This window comes from Maribacter sp. Asnod2-G09, assembly GCF_045063795.1.
Taxonomy (GTDB): Bacteria; Bacteroidota; Bacteroidia; order Flavobacteriales; family Flavobacteriaceae; genus Maribacter.
Genome location: NZ_JBEFOA010000002.1, coordinates 397,554 through 418,174 on the forward strand (window position 1 = coordinate 397,554; position 20,621 = coordinate 418,174).

Below are 20,621 nucleotides of genomic sequence, written 5' to 3' on the forward strand. Positions count from 1 at the left end.
AGTATGAAAAAGCATTTTTTATTATTAGTCATCATTTTGTTGAGTGCTTGTAAAAGCGAGCAAGAAGCTAAGAAAGAGGAAGTAATTCTTTGGAAGCCGTATAACGATTCTATTGAAGTTGCATCGAACTCAGATCACGAAAATGGTCGTATGCAATACAAGTTGATACAATCTAAGGTGTTAGATAAAAATGAAGTGTTTCGACCGCTATATGAGGAAGTTTCTAAGCTAACAGAGTCAGCATATAAAGAGATGCTTCCTATGATTTTGGAGCAAGATATTTTTGTTATTCGCAAGCACATTAAAGAAGGTAGGCTTACATATGAAAATTTGGTATTGTTTTATTTATATCGCATCTATAAGTATGAACTGGAAAATACTACTACTTTAAATACGGTAATTGCTTTAAATAAAGATATAGTAGAACAGGCAAGAGAGTTGGATAGTTTAAATGAAAAGGGAATAGCGGCTCAAACACAACATCCAATTTATGGTATGCCTATTTTGTTAAAAGACAACATTAATACCAAAGGCATGAAAACCACTGCTGGTTCAATTGCGCTAATGGATAATGAAGTAGATGATTCATTTATAGTTCAGCAATTGAAAAAGAACGGAGCCTTAATTTTAGGGAAGGTCAATTTAAGTGAATGGGCTTATTTTTTATGTACAGGTTGCCCAGTTGGGTATAGTGCATATGGTGGGCAAACTCTAAATCCGTATGGGCGAAGGGTCTTTGAAACAGGCGGTTCCAGTTCTGGTAGTGGTACGGCGGTTGCTGCAAATTATGCTGTTGCTGCAGTAGGCACAGAAACTTCTGGCTCTATTTTATCACCTAGTAGTCAGAATTCTGTCGTGGGTTTAAAACCATCGATAGGCTTGTTGAGTAGGTCGGGCATTGTGCCAATTTCAAGCACTTTAGATACCCCAGGCCCAATGACCAAAAATGTAAAGGATAATGCCATTTTGTTATCTGCCATGTTAGGTTTTGATGAGTTTGATGCGGCTTCTGTTGAAGATAATTTTCCAGGAATATTATCTGCAGGCTTGCATCCAGAACCTTTTTCTGGCATGAGATTGGGTGCAATAAAAGAGCTGATGGAGACCGATAGTATTTACAAGCGGACAATTAAAGATTTAAAAGAGGCAGGGGCAACCATAATAGAGTTTACACCACCAGAAGTTGCTATGAATGGTTTTTTAAGTATACTTAATATTGATATGAGAAACGATTTAAAGTCATATTTAAAGAATGAAACTAATCCTGAATTTGTAAAAATTAGTTCTATTGCAGATGCAGTTTCTTTTAATATTGCAGATTCGCTGGTTAGAATTCCCTACGGGCAAGCATTATTTGAAGGAATATTATCAGATACTACCACAACTGCCGAGCTAGAAGAAATTAAATCTAATCTTGAAAGAAATGGACGCACATTCTTCGATACAGCGATGGATGAGTACAAACTAGATGCTGTGTTATCTATTAATAATTATCACGCCGGTTATGCTGCGGTTGCCAAATACCCTGCTCTTACAATACCTATGGGATATAAAGCATCTGGTGAGCCAATAAGTTTGACATTTATAGGAAAACAGTTTTCAGAGGCACATTTATTAAGAATAGGTAAATCATATGAAGGTAATTTTCATAATCGAGTGATGCCTAAAGACTATCAAAACTAAATTTGATTACTTGAAAATGAAAAGACGGAGCTTTTTCAAAAAGACTTTTCGGTGGGTAGCTGGTTTAGGTTTGGTAACAGGTTTGTACAGTTGGCAAATAGAACCTTTTTGGATGCAGTTTGTTCATATAAATATGCCTTTAAAAAACTTACCAGATTCACTCGTCGGTAAAACGGTAATGCAAATAAGTGATGTACATATTGGTAATTCTTTTGATTATCAATACATCATAGATTCATTTAAAGAAGCTCAAGAATTGAATCCTGATTTTGTAGTGTATACAGGCGACTATGTTACCTATGAAGACCATGAGCAAATAAGCCAATTGCAAGAGGTGTTCAAATTTGTGGTTAAAGGATCTTTGGGTACTATTGGAATTTTAGGAAATCATGACTACGGAATCGATTTTGTAGAAGATGATGTCGCACAAAAAATCACGAATAGTCTAGAAGATGTAGGGGTGACCATGTTGCGAAATGATGCCGTGGAAATTAACGGACTCAATTTTTTAGGGATGGATGACTTTTGGGGAAGTAATTTTTATCCTGAAGAAGCTACTGCAAAATATAATCCTGAGAAAGCAAATATCACCCTATGTCACAATCCGGATGTATGCGATTTGCCTGTCTGGAATAATTTTAAAGGATGGATACTCTCTGGTCATACCCATGGCGGACAAGTAAAACCGCCTTTTCTACCTGCATTAATATTACCGGTAAAAAATAAAAATTACGATGCAGGTATCAAAGATTTAAAAGATGGTAGAACGCTCTATATTAATAGCGCTCTGGGTTGTCTGCGGCAAGTACGCTTCAATGTAAGACCAGAAATTACGGTGTTTGAGCTTGCGAAAGAAGTTTAAATAGCTTTGGACTAATCAATGGATTGAATCACAGTATCTGCAGCCAATCTAGATTTTCCTATTCTATTTGGTTGTGTATTATCATGTTCATCACGGTAGCCTATTGCCACTGAAAATAAAACTTTGTGGTCTTTAATATTAAGTATGTTCTTATATTTTGCAACGTCGATACCTTCCATAGGAGTGGAGTCTATTTCCATAGTAGCACAAGCGGCCAAAAAGAATCCTAACGTAATATAAACTTGATGAGATAACCAGTTAACCGTTTTCTCTTTTGATTGCGTTTTTATGTATTGCTTGTAAAACTTAATAGAGTTTTCAAGTAAATTTTCTTCAACACGTTTTTCAAACTCATCAAGATTATCCATTACACTAAAAACGACCAAATGGCTGGCATTTTTTATTTTAGGGGCATTAGAATATGAAGCATAAGCTAAGTCATTTTTTACCTGTACATTAGAAACGAATGTAAATAACCAAGGTTGGCTATTTATAGAAGACGGACTTAGTTTTAAAATATCCTTTAAATCTTCAATATCTGCATTTGAGATTTTTCTAGAAACATCATATTTTTGGGTAGTGTATCTTTTCTCAGCAATACTTCTAAAATCCATTTTACAATTTTATACAAAAGTAAGAATACTTATTTGCTAAGTGCAGACTACCAATATAAGTTATGGTTAAATAGATAGAAAAACTACTCGATTATAGCATTGATCAGTTCCCATATTTCATTATCGAAATTAGAAGGACCTAAAAGTTCTTCGTTACTGGCACCACCTAATCGTACAACTACCAAATCTAAGCTTGGCACCATATATAGTTTTTGGTCATTTAATCCTAAACCAGCATACATATCTGCAGGGGCATTAGGTATTAAGCTGCCCGTAAACTCTTCGACAGTACTTGGTAGTCTAAAACTACTTTTACCATTTAACCAATACAGGTATCCGTAAGAAAGGTTTAAATCTTGAGAACTATTTGTCATCGCATTAAAATAACTCTGATCAGATAGAATCGAGGTTCCGTCCCAATTACCTTGATTTAAGTTTAAAATTCCGAAACGTGCCATACTTCTCGCAGAACTAAAGAATACATTATTATAGCCGACTTTAATGAATAAGCCTTGCATGCCAATTGGTTCTTTGATTTTTTTAGAAAAATAAGAATTAAAATCAGTATCGGTCGCGTTGGCAATGACATCATCTAATAACGTATAAGGTGCATTATGGTAATACCAAAATGTACTAGGGTCATTTAAATATGTTAGGCATTCAAGATCGGTGCAAAAAATATCATCGACTGTGTAATCTAGACCGGTAGTCATGGTCAATTGATTTTTTATGGTGATATTCAATTCTTGTTCTAGAGGCATGCTTGACCAGCCCTCACCTAAATAAGTAGACGTAGAATCTGTAATTTTAAGATATTCCTCTTCTTGAGCAATACCTGTAAGCATTGCCGTTAAATTTTTTCCGGCAGAATTCCATGCATGATTATCATCAGACTTAAAATCGCCAAAGTATTTTTCGATCACTATTCGACCATCTTTCAGAATAATAAAAGCGTCGGTGTTATTATTTTCTAAAAAGAAATATAAGTTGCTTACTTGATCCTCGTTCCAACCTAATGTTTCCATAGATATGGTTTCCCACTCGTTGGCTCTCGAAATTGGAGGAAAATAAGTTTCTGTCGGTATTGGTGCCACCTCGGGTGGTATGCCACTTTTGCCAGTTTCTGAAGTAGGTTCAGAATCACTTGAGCACGAAGCTAAAATAATTGATAGGACAAGTAGCCTGAAATATTGGGAGAATTTCATGGTTAATTTAAGATTTGGGTATTGATAAACTGCAATCAAATAAAGATTACAAGTAAATTTGTTCATATCTAACGTTTTTAAATAGCCAAATCGTATTTTTGCACCCCAATTTAAATTATGAGGACAAAAACCCTTAAGAAGAACAAAATCAACGTAGTAACACTAGGTTGTTCAAAGAATGTTTATGATTCTGAAGTACTCATGGGCCAGTTAAAGGCAAACGACAAAGAAGTTGTACATGAAGAAGAAGGAAACATAGTTGTAATTAACACCTGTGGCTTTATTGCCAATGCGAAAGAAGAAAGTGTTAATACCATTTTAGAATATGTTCAAAAGAAAGAAGATGGCGCTGTAGATAAAGTTTTTGTTACTGGTTGCTTGAGTGAGCGATACAAGCCAGATTTGCAGAAAGAGATTCCGAATGTGGACGAATATTTTGGTACCAGTGAGTTACCAGGTTTATTGAAAGCACTAGGGGCAGATTATAAACACGAGTTAATTGGTGAGCGTTTAACGACTACACCTAAAAACTACGCGTATTTAAAAATCGCTGAAGGTTGTGATAGACCTTGTTCGTTTTGTGCAATTCCGCTAATGCGAGGAAAGCATAAAAGTACACCGATTGAAGATTTGGTGACCGAAGCTGAAAAGTTAGCAGCCAAAGGTGTAAAAGAACTTATTTTAATTGCTCAAGATTTAACCTATTACGGATTAGATTTATATAAGAAAAGAAATCTTGCCGAGCTTTTAGAAGCATTGGTAAAGGTTGAAGGAATAGAATGGATACGTTTACATTATGCATTTCCGGCCGGTTTTCCGATGGATGTGTTAGATGTAATGAATAGAGAACCAAAGGTTTGTAACTATTTAGATATTCCGTTACAGCACATATCTGACCGTATTTTAAAAAGTATGCGTCGTGGTACCACAGAAGCTAAAACAACCAAGTTGTTAAAGGAGTTTAGAGCTGCAGTACCAGAAATGACCATTAGAACCACTTTGATTGTTGGTTATCCTGGTGAAACTGAAGAAGATTTTGAGATTCTTAAAAACTGGGTAGTTGCCATGCGTTTTGAGCGTTTAGGTTGCTTTACGTATAGTCATGAAGAAAACACACATGCGTTTTCATTAGAAGACGATGTGCCAGAAGAGGTTAAACAAGAGCGTGCTAATATCATCATGGAAATTCAATCTCAAATTTCTTGGGAATTGAACCAGAAGAAAGTAGGGGAGACTTTTCGTTGTATTATAGATCGTAAAGAAGGTAACTACTTTATTGGAAGAACAGAATTTGATTCTCCTGATGTTGATAATGAGGTTTTAATAGATGCAGCTAAGCATTATGTGAAGCAAGGTGAGTTTGTAAATATTAAGATTACAGAAGCGGCGGACTTTGACCTTTACGGTGAACCTGTTGTATCATCTAATTAAATAGAAATCCTGCTTTAAAACCGCCCCAATTGGCAGAGTTACCAGAGGTGAATTCTTTGGTAATCGTTGTTCGGGTATATTCTAAATACAGTTTTCTGTATTTGAGTATGAGTCCGTAGTCGATTTGTGCGGTTAACCTTTCTATATTTTTTGAAGAAATGGTATAGGGATTGTCATTGGTGAAAATGCCGCCTTGCAAGGTGGCATCAAAACCAACGACATGTACTGTTGGCTGTACAAAAGCATAAAATTTAAACTTCGAAAGTGTACTGTTTCTAGAGAACGGATGATCTAATAGTCCGATAGTAGAATTAAATCCGCCTGATGCATTTGTAAATAAGGTCCCTAGTTGTAGCGAAGTTATTGCTTGTATATTTCCTAAATTTTTATAATTGAATATTTGTTTCTCATAGCCAATTTTATAGTTCAACACTAAATCGTTCTGAATTTGATTGTCCCATCCACCGGGAGTTTTGTTTTCGATAAGTTTATGAATTGCTGTTTGCATTTCTCTGCCAAATGCACCCGGGCCAATTAATCCCAGGCTTAACGATTGAGATAATCTTGATTTAGTTATAGTATCTGTTGCAACAGCAAAACTTTTAAGGTAGAGAGCAGCTGCAAAGGGTCTATCATCAATTTGTATGTCAGAACTTACAAAATCACTGGGCGTGTAGCCAATATGCTCTAATGTCAACCCATAAGTGAAGTACATAGCTTTTGGCTTAATGAAAATATAATTTACTGGGTTCTTGGCTAAGCCATTATTCGCGTATTCAAAACTGTAACCTTGCGTGTAATTTTTGTCTGATGCAGCGAAGAAATCATTGTCATAATTGAGCCTAAAATAGTTCGAGGTGCCCATATCTCTAAAGGAAGCAAGGTTGTCTATTTTTTGACTTGAAAGTATCGTAGGCAGTAATAGTAAAACTAAAATGTAATTTTTCATCACATTACTTACGATGAAATATTGTGAAGGTTTTACTAGTTTGGTATAATATAAATTCAACGACTTTTACATCATATCATAATTTAAATAACAAGAGTTTAGTTGTTGATTCCCAGATCAGAAAGAGTTTACTGAAAACTAACTTAAAGGATTTAATTTATAGGTTGTATTGAACTAATGGTTTTTCATAATAAGTTGATTTTGAAACTTTTCGTTTCCGTCAGCGCACGAAACTAAAGTGTGTAAATTAGTTTTGATTATTCTTTTTCAAAAGCTAAACTTCTTAAACCTAAGTGCCTTTTTTTTGGTAAACTCATAAGTTGGTATTAAGTGTAGGTTAGGTTGAATATTTACTTTATGTTATAAATATCTTTGTCCATTTGATTTCTTAATTCCAAGATTGATATGCTGTTTTTAGCGGTTTCTCCTTCATTTAAATGAAAGAAATCCACAAACCTTATTTTTTTGATTGAGTTAAACTCACCTAGAATATTGTCCAAATAAATCCATGCTATAGTTTTGTACTTCTCTTCATCTAATTTCATATTCCTTACAAAAACCTTGATGTCCATTTTATTGGATTCATGGTTGTAATTAGCTAAAATTTCAATATCCGAGCTTGGGAATTTTAGTCCGTCATACTCAAAGTCTGAAAACTTATCTTTTGGCTGTCTAAATTTTTCAATAATCCAATTCTCTAATTCAGGTTTGGATGTATAAAGTTTTTCTGTTGGTAGAATACCTTTTGGATTACCGTCAGGAGTGATTACCAAAACATATTTTCCGTTGGCATATTTTGTTATTTCGGGAAAAAGTAAGTCTTAGTAACTTTGTGTTTTTTTCGTAAGTCTATTGTATGGTCTATAATCGGATAAATCTGAATCAATAAAATCTTCAAACTCTTTCTTATTTTTTACAAAGTAATTCCAAAATTTTTCTTCTTTAGAAATTTGCTTTTGCTTTTTTAAAAAATCAAACATAAAATTTTGCTTTCAACTTAAAATCAATACTTAGGTAAACACGTTTTATATAAAGTCTTAAATACTTCTAAAGCTCCTTCTTCATCATCCCAATGGTGAAATAGCCTAACAAAGCGATTACTACGCCAATAATAACCCACAACCACCATTTATTTTCGAAAAGGGGATCGATTGTCTTAATTTCTGGTTTTGGAATTTCAACGACGCTACCAAAATCTAGGGTTGTAATATTCTCAGGTAAAGAAACTGTGGTTTTAGTTATATCATAATTCGGGAAACTAGCATACGGCTTGCCGTAAACTAAAAAATAGGTAGCTGGTTCTGTAAAACGGGTGGTCAACGTATGCACATAACCTTTAAGTTTTGCAGCAGATATTTTTAAAGGCTGATTATCATTATTTAAGATGATAACTCGGAGTTTTTGTGCTAGCGTACCAGGTAATTGAAAACTATTATCTTCCATTGAAGAAAGAGTCTTTGTAGCTAAGGGGCTGTAATTATGATAATATCCTTTTTCGGTCTTTACACTATCAACTAAGTACTGAATAGAAATTGACCTGTAGTAATCTATTTTATCGTCAACCGTTAGCTCTAGTAAATTTAGAGGTACACGATTTTTTAAATCGATATCTATAATGTTCTTCTTATCCTCTTGAGAAACTTTAAAAGACTGTACATCGTAATCGCGATACTTTGCAGGTTTTATAGCCTTTTTTGAAATATTTACTGATGCTAGGTCTGGTTTTTCTTTACTCTTTATCAATACTCTATAATATCTAAAACTAGCGTCAGGAAACTTCAATGTGGTAAACGAATAATTTGTCTGGTCATTATTAATAGACAAAATGCGATAGTCTTCTAGAATAGTAAACCATTGTTTTTGATGTTGACTGCCTTCAAGGGTAATTTCCCAATTAAAATTAGAATCTTCTATGTTTAGTGAAATCTCATTTATCGTTTCTTTCTGAGGTAGCTCATAAGTGTAGAAATAACCTTTAGAATTATTGACACTATTTAATAAGTTGAAAGATATTTCTGAATTTGCATTTTCAGCTTTAGATACCTTGTGAAGGTATGGTGCTTCAATAGTATCTGTAGCGGTAACCCCATAAACACGAATATCGCTCATGTCGGTATTTACATCTTCAAATACGTTGTTTGGTACTTCAATAGTATGCCATTGACTATCGATACCTTTCAGCACTATTTTTTTAGAATAAGAATCCATCTGTCCGAAACAAATTGAAATCGTCAGAAAGGCAAGTATTGTTAGAAGACTATTGTTTAGTTTCATCTGTAATAATGTGTTTGTATTTGTTGTAAAGAAATGAAATAATCAATAATAAGACACCCAATGATACAAATACGATTGTCTTAGAAATGGTATTCAATGATGAAATATCATAGAAGAACAACTTAATTAATGTAATGGAGAATAGTATAATAGCACCGATACGCAGGTATTTTTTCTTTTTCCAAATACCTAGGGCTATGAGTAATAGCGCATACACACCCCAAAGAATACTAAGTCCTAATTTATAAGATTGTTCAGACCCAGAAATATCCATCCAATTTAACAATTCGCTACTTGTCACCCATATAATTGCCGTATGCATTAGAATTTCGAACGGAATTTTATAATTGAATTTTAAATACTCTTGTTGTGCTAATTTGTAAATGGCGAGTAATAGAAATGCAAGAAATGCAAATGAAATATAGCGCATGTAAATATTATATGCTCCTACATTATAAAATTCTGAAAGCTGCTGCGAAAGATAGTTTTCACGTAGTTCGCTTAAGGTGTAAAGTCCGTTTGTAAGGAACAATAAAGTTGCTAAAAGCGCAACGCCTAGGGCAACTATTCCTAAAACCTTGTTTTTAATTTTTATAATATTTATAAAGCTTAAAACGCTAATGAAAAACATGGTATACAGTGTTAGCCAAATATCTTCAAGATCTTTAAGGTTATAATTATATTCAGGGTATTCGCCAGAAGTACTCGATATATCTATTTTGGATAACTGAAAGGCATTGTTCCAATACTGTTCAATTTCAAGATAGAAGGCAAAGTAGAGAGTGCTTACTAATAAAGCAGGAATACCAAATGTCATTATCTGTTGAACTATTGACGGTTTTTCAGTGCTGAATTTTGTTTGAATCCAATTCATGAATCCGAAGACAGCAACGCAAAGTATCGAAGTCAAAAACGTTGTGTTTAATAATAGGCTCCATTCATCTGTGGTATTCATATAAGAGTACCTTGCTGCCCAGTCCATTGTTAAGCTTAAGAATGCTAGAGCAATCAAAATATAGGAAAGGTATTCATAGAACTTGACTTTTTTGGTGCGCCCAATCCAAAATAATAGTGCGGCTTCAAAAGCCCAAAATAATGTTACCCAATTTCCATCTAATTGTACAGGCACGGCTATGGTAATAAAGGTAAGTACAAACCCAGATGTCAAAAAGAATAGCTTTCGATCAGCTAATTTTCTTTTGAAGATAATTACTGTTATCACAAAATGAATAAGTGCATTCAATAGGGTGAATAAACCTAAATAAAACTCTCCGCCTTCATAATCATAAAGCCAGGCAATACCAAAGCCGTAAAATATGAACGAATTTAGCATGATCAGAATAATATCTGCAACTTGAAATTTTTCAGATTTTATTAATTTAAACGCTAAAAAAGTAGCGTAGAACAATGTGAAGAATAGCGCTAAAAAACCAAAACCAATAGAGAAATCTTCATCGTAGCTAGAGAATGCATACCAAGACCCATAAATAAGCCAGGTGAATGCAAAGGCTACGTAGTAAAGTGCTTTCCAATATTTTTTAAACGAAATAACTAAGAGACCGATATTAATTAAGGCAATATAACTAAATAGTGCAGTAACATTGCCAGAATCGTTACTCAGTAGAAAAGGTACGGCGTAAGCCCCTACTAGACCAATATGAGCAATAATCTGCTTGTTGTAACTTATTGCGGCTACGACTCCGAAAACAGTAAATAGCAGCATAATACCAAATGCTACCATCTGTGGGAATAACCCGTAAAGGTCATAAGCGATATAGGTTAAGAAATAGAGAATAGCTAAGGCACCACTTACTAGAACAGCGCTATAGCTCACGTATTTTGCTTTTAGCTTAAATCCGAATCCTAATAAGCCAATACCTACCAAATACCCAAGTATAATTCTGGTTAGTGGACTAATTAAGTTATTTTCAATAGAATACTTTGCACCGATTCCAACACCGATTACCGTAATAAGTATCCCAATTTTATTGATAAGGTTTTCGCCAATAAATTTCTCAAGATTAGATTTACCTTTTGGTAATTTTATTTTCTTTTCAGAAATTGTTTTAGGCTCTTCTTGTACAGAAGCAAATTCTATTGGAGTAGGAGTAGGAGTAGGAGTTTCAATTTCTACGGCTCTTTCGATTATTGCAGCTTCTTTTTCAATATTTACTTCTTGAGGTTTGGTTGTTTGTTCGGTAGTTTCTTCGTTGAATTTTATCGCCTGAGTATTTCTAAGAATTTGAATATCTCTGCGAATTTCATTTACCTCAATATTAAAGTCTTGCTGCTTTTTTAAAAGCAGTTCTAACTTTTGCATGAGGTTATTTATTTGATCTTGGTTGTTTGGCATTGATGGTGGTTTTTAACCTAAAAGGTTAGGGTCTTCTAATTTAAACGCAAAAGATGTGAATATGTTGGGGAAAGGTTGGTATAGCAATAAAATAAAATATCCCTGAAACGATTCTTGCCGTTTCAGGGATATCTAAATAATACAATTTTAATCTATAATCGAGATTTAAATGCTTAGCGGTTTTGTACCGAGGTTATTTACTTTTCAAAATATAGATAAACATACATTGCCATTCCGAATTCGGTAGTATCAGTAGATACCAAACGCCAGCCATTTTTAGCATATTCGTTTAGTTTTTCTTGAATCGCTTTATTTGATGATTTCGCCAAATGATTTCTGTCAAAAGTTAGTTTTGAATAGAAAATTAGCGTCTCGACTTTATATTCTTTCATGCTGTTTTCTAGTTAACCATAAATAAAGCGTTAGCGAAAAATAGTTTTCCATTTTCCCAAAAACCTCTAAATAATGGGTTGTCTACCATGTAGATAACTTGACCGCGACCCATTTCTTCGGTTCCGAAAATTAAGGTTTCAGCAATTTTTTTCTTTGCTTCGCTACCAGCGAATCCAGATACGGGTATATTGTTGCCTTCGCTTAAATACACTGCACTGCCATTTTCTAAATAGTCATATGATCGTGACCCAAGTTTAAGGGTGAAATAAGTATCGCTGTAACCATATGCCAACGGATTTGTATTATCAACCGTTGCTTTAAAAATAGCACCTGTAATGGCGGATTTGATTTGTTCTCTTTCTGAAATTTCAAAAGATTCTATTCTATTTGAAGAGTCTTTTTTAATTTCTTTTTCTTTAATGGCGAAGTCTTTATCAGAAGCTGTTATACCGTCAATTGCACCACCCATGGCAATTAGTTTTCCACCTTGCTTTACCCAATCTTTAATTTTTTCTTTAATGTTTGTAGATAGAAAGCTATTGTATCCCCATCCGTCAGGTAAAATTAAAATATCATATTTGGCAAGATCTACACGTGCAAAATAATCTTCGTCTAACACAGAAATAGGGTAGTCTAATTGTTGTTCAAAAAAGTTCCATATTTCTCCAAATCGAAGGGTAGAGGTGGGCTCACCAGAAAGTACGGCAATATTCAAATTCTGAATAACATCAACATAACCTGAACCAAAATCTTTACCACTTTCTACAAAGCCAGTATTGGTAGAAATTAGTTCTTTAGAATGGTTGGCAGATGCAGTGGTCAAAATTTCATTGAAATTTTTCAATTGCTTATTATCGCTTTTTGTAATAATCAATGTACCACGCTCATGAGAAATACCATCTAAAGTAAAAGGTTTGTGAGCATAACGAACGCGTATTTTATTACGTAATAATTCAGCCAAAAATTGAGCGTCTTTCATGCTATTCCAGTCCGCCAAATACGCATACTTATTTGCATCCATATTTTTAAGCTCAGGCTTTTTAGGTGCAGTAGAAGAACCACTAAAATTACTTTCACTGGCAATAGCATCTAATCCGTAAGCATAAGGTAAAGACCATGCAGTAATGTCATAAGTAACAGAATCGCTTAGTTTAGCCATAGGCTCGAAAAGAACTTTTACCAAAGTACTTTTCGGCTGATTTGATGAAATCACCAAACTTTGGTCGGTACTTTTTAATGATCCTGTCTTGCCTGTTGTATAGCTATAACCTTTAACCGTACTGTTGGTACCGGCTTGGTATTTTATTTCATGCTTGTCTAACAAACTAGCTAAAAGTTCTAATTTATCTGGGTTACCATTCAATACATAACTCTTGTATTTGAAATTTTTATTCAGGTAAAACTTCTTAAACTCGTCATTTAATTTAGATACATTTTTTGACGCCACTTCTACGGTAGACAAACCAGTAGTTAGATGATGAGAAATTCTATCTTTTAAGGTAAGTGTATCTCCAATACTGGTAGTAATACCAAGACCACCACGACCTCCGCCGCCTTGTTCATAAGTCATACCAATACCACCATTATAAGTAGGGTAGGTGTCACCATAACTTGGGTATAGTAAGTCGAATACTTCTTTTGTAAAATAAAACCATCCGTTTTCATCGAAATATTTAGCGTGGTTTTTACCAATAGTTTCTTGAAATTCTCTTTGAAAATCTGTAATCACTTCATGAAAAGGTTCGGCTGCTGGTGCAAAATAATACGGGTTGTTGACACCTTGCTCATGAAAATCTACATGCACATGAGGCAACCATTTATTAAACTGCTTTAAACGTTGCTGACTTTCTACTTGTGTAAGCCACGCCCAATCTCTATTAAGGTCGAACATATAGTGGTTGCTACGACCGCTCCACCAATTTTCATGGTGTTCTTTGCTATTAAGGTCAACTTGATTGGGTGAGTTTTTAAATTGGTTGTACCAGTTTACATAACGATCTCTACCATCTGGGTTAATACAAGGGTCGATTAGCACCACGGTGTTTTCTAGATAACTGCTTTTGCTAGTAAATAGGTCATAAATGGTTTGCATTGAGGCTTCTGTACTAACACTTTCATTACCATGAACATTGTAGCTAAGCCATACAATAGCTTTGTCTGGAGAACCTTCGCCATTTAAGGCTTTCATATGCTCATCTCTAATATTGTCGAGGTTTTGCATATTTTCTTTTGTAGAAATGGTAGCCAATATTAGCGGTCTGCGTTCATTGGTTTTACCATATTCAATAAGGGTCATGCGTTGCGGTTCAGACACTGCTAAATATTGATAGTAATCAACAACCTCATGGTGTCTTGTAAATTGTGTGCCTAAGTCGTAACCTAAAAATTCTGATGGAGATTTTAGTTGTGCTAAACTTAAAAGTGGAATAAAAAGTAATGCGTAGCGTAAAATTAGTTTCATATAGTTATTTGTGTTGAGAGTCAGTCAAATCTATTAAAATAAATGCAAAAAGAACCTGATTTAGCTTGTATTTTGACGAGTAATCGGGTATTTAATACTAACCGTAATTAACTTATATTTAGGAAATGTAAAACGAAAGGGTTTTATATTTACCAAGTATTTACTTTTTATATGGATATTGATTGTTTACCCTTAGAAAAAACGGGCTATTTTTCGAAATTAATTTGCGATTATGTCGCTGCAGATGTCAAGTTAAAACCATTATACAATCGGTTTCCCGATGTTAACGGATTTAAAGGACAGATACAAGAGAAGGGTGCTCATTTTACCCAAGCTCAACGAGATGTACTCTATTCTTCAATGCAGAATCAGTATAAAAATACCGATACTTCTAAAGGTACAGCGGCTAACATTAAGCTATTAAAAGAACAGAACACGTTCACTATAGTTACCGGTCATCAGTTAAATCTTTTTACGGGTCCATTATACTTTTTATATAAGATTATATCTACAATCAATTTAACGAAGCAGTTAAAAAAGGAATACCCTGATAGTAATTTTGTGCCTATTTATTGGATGGCTACAGAAGACCATGATTTTGACGAAATCAATTATTTTAATTTCAAGGGATTAAAATTTCAGTGGAATAAAGAAGCATCTGGTGCAGTTGGGCATTTGCCTACCGAAGGATTAGAAGAAGTTTTTACACTATATTCAAAAACCATTGGCGACAGTAACAATGCCAAAAAGCTAAAAGAGTTATTTGAAAACGCATATCTGAAACATGATAACCTAACGGATGCAACTAGGTTTTTGGCAAACGAAATTTTTAAAGACTACGGATTAGTAATTGTAGACGGTGATGATATCGACTTGAAAAAGACGCTAGTGCCGTACATGAAGAAAGATATCTTTGAACATACGGCATTCGAAAAAGTATCGGAAACCATTAAGGAAATTATAAGTATTTCATCTGATTATCCGGTGCAGGTAAATCCGCGAGAAATTAATTATTTCTATTTAAAAGAGGGTATTCGTGAGAGAATAATAGAAAGTAAAGGTCATTATATCGTAAACGAAACAACTATTTCTTTCACTAAAGAAGCGTTGATAGACGAAATGAATGCTCATCCAGAGCGATTCTCACCCAATGTAATCGCAAGACCATTATATCAAGAAGTGATATTGCCAAACTTGTGTTACATAGGCGGTGGCGGAGAGATTGCCTATTGGTTAGAATTGAAGGCAGCTTTTGAAGCGGTGAATGTTCCTTTCCCTATTTTATTAGTTAGAAATTCAGCTTTGATCATTACCGAGAAACAAGCTGAAAAGCTAGGTAAAATGAATATCTCTGAGTCTGACATATTCTTAAAGCAGAACAGTCTTATCAATAAAAAAATTCGAGAAATATCTAATATCGACATCGATTTTTCTCCGCAGAAGAAATTGCTAGAAGAGCAGTTTAAAGACCTCTACACCCTAACAGAAAAAACAGATAAGTCATTTTTAGGAGCTGTAAAAGCACAAGAGGTAAAGCAAAAGAAAGGCTTAGATGCTTTAGAGAAGAGATTATTGCAAGCGCAGAAGAGAAAATTGAAAGATCATGTAGTTCGAATGACAGAGCTGCAGAACGAAATTTTCCCAAATCAATCGCTTCAAGAACGACAGTCAAATTTTTCTGAGTTTTATTTGGCATATGGCGAAGAATTAGTGCCTATGTTATTTGAGGCTTTAAATCCGTTAGATTTAAGTTTTACCGTTATTACCCAAAAATAAATGATAGGCAAGAACGTATCTCTAAATAAGATAACCGTACTTGTTGTATTATCATTTTCAGTCATAACCTTAATTACATTTTTTAAAAATGCTTTAGAGTTAGAAGACGCTGAACAGGCATACTACTCGCAATGGCTTCGTTGGGGTTATGACGACCAGCCACCACTTTATACCTGGTTGCAGTTTGGTTTCAATTCTATATTTGGTGTGGGTAAAATAGCATTCTCTATGCTTAGAGGGCTATTATTTGCAGGTACATTATTAATGCTGTATCGATTTTCTAGATTAAGAATTAAAGACGCTAATGCATCCAAATTGGTGGTTTTGGCATTGGTGTTATTACCGGTGTTTATAGATTTTACTTTTCGCAGGCTTTCACATACGAGCTTACTTTGCTTATGTGTAGTTGCCTCTTATTTTAGCATACAGCTATTAATAGCGCGCAAATCTATTTCAAATTATCTTTTACTTGGTTTGGTTGTAGGTGTGGGCATGATGTCTAAATACAATTATGCATTTTTTCTGTTAACCTTCGGTTTGGTTGCTTTATGGGATAAAGAATTGAGAGCTATAGTTTTCAACCCCAAAATACTCTTGTCAGTATCAGTTTCTGTTTTGTTGGTAGTACCTCATGTATATTGGTTATTAGGTCCAGACGAATTTCAAACTTTTTTGGCACAAAGCGTAGAAGAGAAAATAGGTATAGAAGAAGCGGATTCGGGATTTTCGTTGCTTCCCATTTTAATTTATTTAAAAGGCTTGTTCGCCTTGATGTTTCCACTTCTTATAATTGTCGGTTTAGGTTGTTTCTCAAAAACTGTGAGTTTCAATAAGCGGAAGCTAAATTGGTTTGCTAAAATGCTATTGGCGCAATTACTAGTGTTAGGTTTATTTTTTCTTGTTTTTCAAAGTCAGAAAGTTGAAACCAGATGGTTACTGCCACTTTTTATACCTTTTGTAGTACTGTTGATCCAGACGGTTAGTTTTAAGAATAATAAAAGATTAGTGACTGTAGGGTACTGGGTTTTTATTGCAGTAATAGGCGTACAAACAATAAGAACACCAATAGAGAAACTATTAAGCATACCTTCATCTGTCCATTTTGGTTTTGAGCCAATAGCCAATACGTTGAGCAAAAATTATGATGAATATCAATGGGTGCTTCCTAATGTTACTTATGCCGGTAATGTGCGATTACTACACCCAGAGCGAACCATACTTTCTGCAGATGATTATTCGTTAACTTCTTTAGAATTGAAACATGATAGGGAAGTTGAAATAACGATTAATCCATCCGAAGTAAAGCAAACAGCACCGGTTGATAGTCTTATTGGTTTTGGAAAAGAAAAAGAAAATCTATATTTCTACATAAATTAAGGAACTAAAAATTTCCCATTCCATTTATCACCACTCTTTGTAAATAAAGCTCTAATATGATTAGGTCGCTGAAGTTTTAAATATTCAATTTTTGAGGGAATAATATCGATTATGGTGAAGTAGTTTTCATTTTCAACATATTCCACATGATCAGGGTTTGTAATAGCGCTACCTGGACTAGTTTGGGTAATGTAATCTTTTCTACTATTCGGTTGAATATTTTCCCATGTTGATTGTGTTCTATCCTTATTGGTTGCTATTAGGGCAGTTCCTTCCACTTTAAGTTGCAACATTTTCTCAGGATGATATAGAAGAAAGCTAACTTGATTATTAGCTGCAATATGTTTCATCTTTTCAGTACGGCTATCGGTATAAATCGTTAAACTTAAATCATCGCTAACCTCACGAAGTACAACGGTACGCAAACGAGCTAACGTTTCGTTGCCGACTGTCGCCATGGTAATGAACCTGAACGGGTGTCCTCTTTCAATTACTCCGTTATGTATTTCAGTACTTAGTTCTTTAAAAAATGAATTGATCATACAATTGATTTATTTAAAGGTAAAAATAATTCAATTTATAGGTAGGGTAAAAGAGAAGTTGGTTGTTATATAAGTAATAGCTATGAAAAGGAAATTGATTAGGTTCAATTTTTAAGCTTTGGTTTGAATTTGGTTTTTGATTAATGTGAAAGCTCGGGGTGGTTCCTGAGCTTTCTTTTTTTTGAAAATAAATGTAAGGTGAAAAGATAAGTATCGACTTATTGTTTGAATACAGATTGTTATGAAAAAGATTTTTTAAGTATTCGGTTTGATAATTGGTTGATTGAAAAGCCCGGGTGATTACCGGGCTTTTATATTTAATATATTCTTTACCAGATCAGTAAATGACATTGATCAAAGTGGTACTATCACTTCACTTTATATTCTAAGCGCATGGTAATAGATGCTGTTTTATTTTTAGATGAGGTGTTATAAGCGCCTCCCCAACTATAATCTTCACCAGAATTTTGCCCTGTAATTTGAAAAACGCCCATGTTGGCAGAAACCAAATCACCTAAATTGCTGCCTGCATTTTCAGCTATTTTTTCGGCACGTATTCTAGCATCTTCGGTAGCTTTTGAAATCATTTCAATTTTAAGGTCGGCTAATTTTGTGTAATAATATCTAGGCGGCGAAGAGTTGAACTGAACACCTTTATTTAATAATTCTGTTATTTCTCTAGATACACCTTCAATCAACGCAACATCTTCAGATTCTATTTTTAAGGTTTGAATTAACTGGTAACCTCTAAAAATACTACCAACGTAATTTCCATTTTCATATTGGTTATCTCGCATTTCTGTAGTCTGTACACTATTAAAAATTATGCTGTTTGCATCAATGCCTTTAGAGGTTAAATATTGACGAACAATCTCTTTATCTCTGTTTAATTGATCAAAAGCAGTCTTTAATACGGTGCTATTCGTAGAAAATTGACCTTCCCAAACAATTAAGTCAGAAGTGAAATTTTCATTGCCTAAACCGGTAACAGAAATCATTTGAGGTGGGTTCGCCCTTTGTATATATGCGTTACCCAAAAAATAGGCAGCAATAACAATTGCTACTCCAAAAATTAATGCACTAACGTGTTTCATGAAAAATATTTAAAATAGAGTTTAAATATAACAAAAGATCCTTTTCAAGAACCGCCAATTTGCTATTTTTGCCCATGCAAAATAAAGTCCTGATACTAGATTTTGGTTCACAATACACCCAATTGATTGGAAGACGCGTACGTGAGCTAAATATTTTCTCTGAAATTAAACCATATAATAAACTACCAAAAGACCTTTCTGAGTATAAAGCGGTGATTCTTTCTGGATCTCCTTTATCGGTTAGGGGCGAAGATGCCGTTCACCCGGATCTGTCTGAAATACGTGGTAAAAAACCATTGTTGGGCGTTTGTTATGGCGCACAGTATTTAGCACATTTTCACGGCGGTAGTGTAGAGAAATCTAATACAAGAGAATATGGTCGTGCCAACCTTAGCTTTATAAAGGAGAACGAACCATTTTTTGATAAAGTAAGTGCAGGTAGCCAGGTATGGATGAGCCATGCAGATACTATTAAGCACTTGCCTGAGAATACAACCTTACTGGCAAGTACACATGATGTGGAAAATGCAGCCTTTAAGTTTGAAGGGGAAGAGACCTATGCAATTCAGTTTCACCCAGAAGTATATCACTCAAAGGATGGAAAACAAGTATTGGAGAACTTTTTGGTAAATATTGCCGGAATGGAACAAACTTGGACTCCCGATGCTTTCGTGGATAAAACAGTGGCAGAATTAAAGGAGAAGATTGGCGATGAAAAGGTGATTTTAGGATTGTCTGGCGGAGTAGATTCTACCGTTGCCGCAGTTTTATTGCACAAAGCAATAGGCAAAAACCTTCATTGTATATTCGTAAATAACGGACTTTTAAGAAAGAATGAGTTTGGCGATGTATTGGAGCAATACGAAGGTATGGGCTTAAATGTAAAAGGTGTAGATGCTTCGGCACGTTTTTTGGATGATTTAGCTGGTGAGAGTGATCCCGAGACCAAAAGAAAAACAATTGGTCGTGTATTTATAGAAGTTTTTGATGATGAATCACATTTGGTAGAGAATGCAAAATGGTTGGCACAGGGTACAATTTATCCTGATGTTATCGAATCTGTATCTGCAACCGGTGGTCCGTCACAAACTATAAAAAGTCATCATAATGTAGGTGGTTTGCCAGATTACATGAAATTGAAAGTGGTAGAGCCTCTGAAAATGTTATTTAAAGATGAGGTAAGAAGAGTAGGAGCTAGCTTGGGTATCGACAAGGCATTGTTGGGTAGACATCCTTTTCCTGGTCCTGGTTTGGCAATTCGTATTCTTGGAGATATCACTCCCGAGAAAGTAGCTATTCTACAAGAAGTAGATGCTATTTTTATCGACGGATTAAAAAAATGGGACTTGTATGATAAAGTATGGCAAGCAGGTGCTATGTTACTGCCTGTAAATAGTGTTGGTGTAATGGGTGATGAGCGTACGTATGAAAAATGTGTAGCGCTTAGAGCGGTAGAAAGTACAGATGGTATGACAGCCGATTGGGTGAATTTGCCATATGAGTTTCTACAAAAAACATCAAATGATATTATTAATAAAGTCCCTGGGGTGAATCGTGTCGTATATGATATAAGTTCAAAGCCACCAGCAACAATAGAATGGGAATAG

17 protein-coding genes are annotated in these 20,621 nt (G+C 34.6%); 6 read left to right on the plus strand and 11 right to left on the minus strand.

The window, feature by feature from the left end; all coding sequences use genetic code 11:
* Window positions 1–3 precede the first annotated feature (3 nt).
* Window positions 4–1,683: an amidase family protein gene (locus tag ACJJVT_RS01755; protein WP_405395938.1), complete on the plus strand. Its 1,680-nt coding sequence runs from the start codon at window positions 4–6 to the stop codon at window positions 1,681–1,683.
* Window positions 1,684–1,699: 16 nt separating this feature from the next.
* Window positions 1,700–2,545: a metallophosphoesterase gene (locus tag ACJJVT_RS01760; RefSeq protein ID WP_405395940.1), complete on the plus strand. Its 846-nt coding sequence runs from the start codon at window positions 1,700–1,702 to the stop codon at window positions 2,543–2,545.
* 11 nt (window positions 2,546–2,556) lie between these two features.
* On the opposite strand, the gene ACJJVT_RS01765 is transcribed toward ACJJVT_RS01760, so the two are convergent.
* Together ACJJVT_RS01765 and ACJJVT_RS01770 are read right to left on the minus strand one after the other, a co-directional pair.
* Window positions 2,557–3,159, minus strand: coding sequence for a nitroreductase family protein (locus ACJJVT_RS01765; RefSeq protein WP_405395942.1), 603 nt, complete (start codon window positions 3,157–3,159; stop codon window positions 2,557–2,559).
* An 83-nt stretch (window positions 3,160–3,242) separates the two neighbouring features.
* Window positions 3,243–4,430: a serine hydrolase domain-containing protein gene (locus tag ACJJVT_RS01770; RefSeq protein WP_405395945.1), complete on the minus strand. Its 1,188-nt coding sequence runs from the start codon at window positions 4,428–4,430 to the stop codon at window positions 3,243–3,245.
* A gap of 51 nt (window positions 4,431–4,481) precedes the next feature.
* Between ACJJVT_RS01770 and rimO the strand changes: the two genes are divergently transcribed.
* The gene (gene rimO, locus ACJJVT_RS01775; RefSeq protein ID WP_405395948.1) at window positions 4,482–5,795 is read left to right on the plus strand and encodes a 30S ribosomal protein S12 methylthiotransferase RimO; all 1,314 of its coding nucleotides are present in this window, start codon (window positions 4,482–4,484) and stop codon (window positions 5,793–5,795) included.
* Here the strand turns inward: rimO and ACJJVT_RS01780 are convergent.
* The 7 genes from ACJJVT_RS01780 to ACJJVT_RS01810 all read right to left on the minus strand — a co-directional run bounded on the left by ACJJVT_RS01780 (window position 5,788) and on the right by ACJJVT_RS01810 (window position 14,225).
* Window positions 5,788–6,744 (minus strand): lipid A deacylase LpxR family protein, encoded by a 957-nt coding sequence (locus ACJJVT_RS01780; RefSeq protein ID WP_405395950.1) that lies wholly within the window; start codon window positions 6,742–6,744, stop codon window positions 5,788–5,790. The genes rimO and ACJJVT_RS01780 overlap by 8 nt on opposite strands.
* 350 nt (window positions 6,745–7,094) lie before the next feature.
* A complete protein-coding gene (locus tag ACJJVT_RS01785; protein ID WP_405395952.1) occupies window positions 7,095–7,517 on the minus strand; it encodes a hypothetical protein in 423 nt (140 codons plus the stop codon).
* A 48-nt stretch (window positions 7,518–7,565) separates the two neighbouring features.
* Window positions 7,566–7,724, minus strand: coding sequence for a hypothetical protein (locus ACJJVT_RS01790; protein WP_405395953.1), 159 nt, complete (start codon window positions 7,722–7,724; stop codon window positions 7,566–7,568).
* Window positions 7,725–7,791: 67 nt separating this feature from the next.
* On the minus strand, window positions 7,792–9,018 hold the full coding sequence (locus ACJJVT_RS01795) for a DUF3999 family protein (RefSeq protein ID WP_405395954.1): 1,227 nt from the start codon (window positions 9,016–9,018) through the stop codon (window positions 7,792–7,794).
* Window positions 9,002–11,338: a DUF2339 domain-containing protein gene (locus tag ACJJVT_RS01800; protein ID WP_405395956.1), complete on the minus strand. Its 2,337-nt coding sequence runs from the start codon at window positions 11,336–11,338 to the stop codon at window positions 9,002–9,004. The genes ACJJVT_RS01795 and ACJJVT_RS01800 overlap by 17 nt, the downstream gene beginning before the upstream one ends.
* 230 nt (window positions 11,339–11,568) lie before the next feature.
* Window positions 11,569–11,763, minus strand: coding sequence for a DUF4177 domain-containing protein (locus tag ACJJVT_RS01805; RefSeq protein ID WP_405395958.1), 195 nt, complete (start codon window positions 11,761–11,763; stop codon window positions 11,569–11,571).
* An 8-nt stretch (window positions 11,764–11,771) separates the two neighbouring features.
* Window positions 11,772–14,225, minus strand: a complete 2,454-nt coding sequence (locus ACJJVT_RS01810; protein ID WP_405395960.1) for a M14 family metallopeptidase — start codon at window positions 14,223–14,225, stop codon at window positions 11,772–11,774.
* 171 nt (window positions 14,226–14,396) lie between these two features.
* On the opposite strand from ACJJVT_RS01810, the gene bshC reads away from it, so the two are divergent.
* Together bshC and ACJJVT_RS01820 are read left to right on the plus strand one after the other, a co-directional pair.
* A complete protein-coding gene (bshC, locus tag ACJJVT_RS01815; protein WP_405395961.1) occupies window positions 14,397–16,001 on the plus strand; it encodes a bacillithiol biosynthesis cysteine-adding enzyme BshC in 1,605 nt (534 codons plus the stop codon).
* Complete coding sequence (locus ACJJVT_RS01820) at window positions 16,002–17,378, plus strand: ArnT family glycosyltransferase (protein ID WP_405395963.1); 1,377 nt, start codon at window positions 16,002–16,004, stop codon at window positions 17,376–17,378.
* Here ACJJVT_RS01820 and ACJJVT_RS01825 read toward each other — a convergent pair.
* Both ACJJVT_RS01825 and ACJJVT_RS01830 read right to left on the minus strand, forming a co-directional pair.
* Window positions 17,375–17,920 carry a pyridoxamine 5'-phosphate oxidase family protein gene (locus tag ACJJVT_RS01825; protein ID WP_405395965.1) on the minus strand — a complete coding sequence of 182 codons (546 nt, stop codon included), beginning with the start codon at window positions 17,918–17,920 and terminating at the stop codon, window positions 17,375–17,377. The genes ACJJVT_RS01820 and ACJJVT_RS01825 overlap by 4 nt on opposite strands.
* A 368-nt stretch (window positions 17,921–18,288) precedes the next feature.
* The gene (locus ACJJVT_RS01830; protein ID WP_282051152.1) at window positions 18,289–19,014 is read right to left on the minus strand and encodes an SIMPL domain-containing protein; all 726 of its coding nucleotides are present in this window, start codon (window positions 19,012–19,014) and stop codon (window positions 18,289–18,291) included.
* A gap of 74 nt (window positions 19,015–19,088) precedes the next feature.
* Here ACJJVT_RS01830 and guaA point away from each other — a divergent pair, with 74 nt between their 5' ends.
* Window positions 19,089–20,621, plus strand: coding sequence for a glutamine-hydrolyzing GMP synthase (gene guaA, locus ACJJVT_RS01835; RefSeq protein WP_405395966.1), 1,533 nt, complete (start codon window positions 19,089–19,091; stop codon window positions 20,619–20,621).

Excerpts from the sequence above, each read along its gene's own strand:
- ACJJVT_RS01755 (WP_405395938.1), top strand. The coding sequence starts at position 4 with ATGAAAAAGCATTTTTTATTATTAGTCATCATTTTGTTGAGTGCTTGT.
- ACJJVT_RS01760 (WP_405395940.1), top strand. The coding sequence starts at position 1,700 with ATGAAAAGACGGAGCTTTTTCAAAAAGACTTTTCGGTGGGTAGCTGGT.
- ACJJVT_RS01765 (WP_405395942.1), bottom strand. The coding sequence starts at position 3,159 with ATGGATTTTAGAAGTATTGCTGAGAAAAGATACACTACCCAAAAATAT.
- ACJJVT_RS01770 (WP_405395945.1), bottom strand. The coding sequence starts at position 4,430 with ATGAACAAATTTACTTGTAATCTTTATTTGATTGCAGTTTATCAATAC.
- rimO (WP_405395948.1), top strand. The coding sequence starts at position 4,482 with ATGAGGACAAAAACCCTTAAGAAGAACAAAATCAACGTAGTAACACTA.
- ACJJVT_RS01780 (WP_405395950.1), bottom strand. The coding sequence starts at position 6,744 with ATGAAAAATTACATTTTAGTTTTACTATTACTGCCTACGATACTTTCA.
- ACJJVT_RS01790 (WP_405395953.1), bottom strand. The coding sequence starts at position 7,724 with ATGTTTGATTTTTTAAAAAAGCAAAAGCAAATTTCTAAAGAAGAAAAA.
- ACJJVT_RS01795 (WP_405395954.1), bottom strand. The coding sequence starts at position 9,018 with ATGAAACTAAACAATAGTCTTCTAACAATACTTGCCTTTCTGACGATT.
- ACJJVT_RS01800 (WP_405395956.1), bottom strand. The coding sequence starts at position 11,338 with ATGCAAAAGTTAGAACTGCTTTTAAAAAAGCAGCAAGACTTTAATATT.
- ACJJVT_RS01805 (WP_405395958.1), bottom strand. The coding sequence starts at position 11,763 with ATGAAAGAATATAAAGTCGAGACGCTAATTTTCTATTCAAAACTAACT.
- ACJJVT_RS01810 (WP_405395960.1), bottom strand. The coding sequence starts at position 14,225 with ATGAAACTAATTTTACGCTACGCATTACTTTTTATTCCACTTTTAAGT.
- bshC (WP_405395961.1), top strand. The coding sequence starts at position 14,397 with ATGGATATTGATTGTTTACCCTTAGAAAAAACGGGCTATTTTTCGAAA.
- ACJJVT_RS01820 (WP_405395963.1), top strand. The coding sequence starts at position 16,002 with ATGATAGGCAAGAACGTATCTCTAAATAAGATAACCGTACTTGTTGTA.
- ACJJVT_RS01825 (WP_405395965.1), bottom strand. The coding sequence starts at position 17,920 with ATGATCAATTCATTTTTTAAAGAACTAAGTACTGAAATACATAACGGA.
- ACJJVT_RS01830 (WP_282051152.1), bottom strand. The coding sequence starts at position 19,014 with ATGAAACACGTTAGTGCATTAATTTTTGGAGTAGCAATTGTTATTGCT.
- guaA (WP_405395966.1), top strand. The coding sequence starts at position 19,089 with ATGCAAAATAAAGTCCTGATACTAGATTTTGGTTCACAATACACCCAA.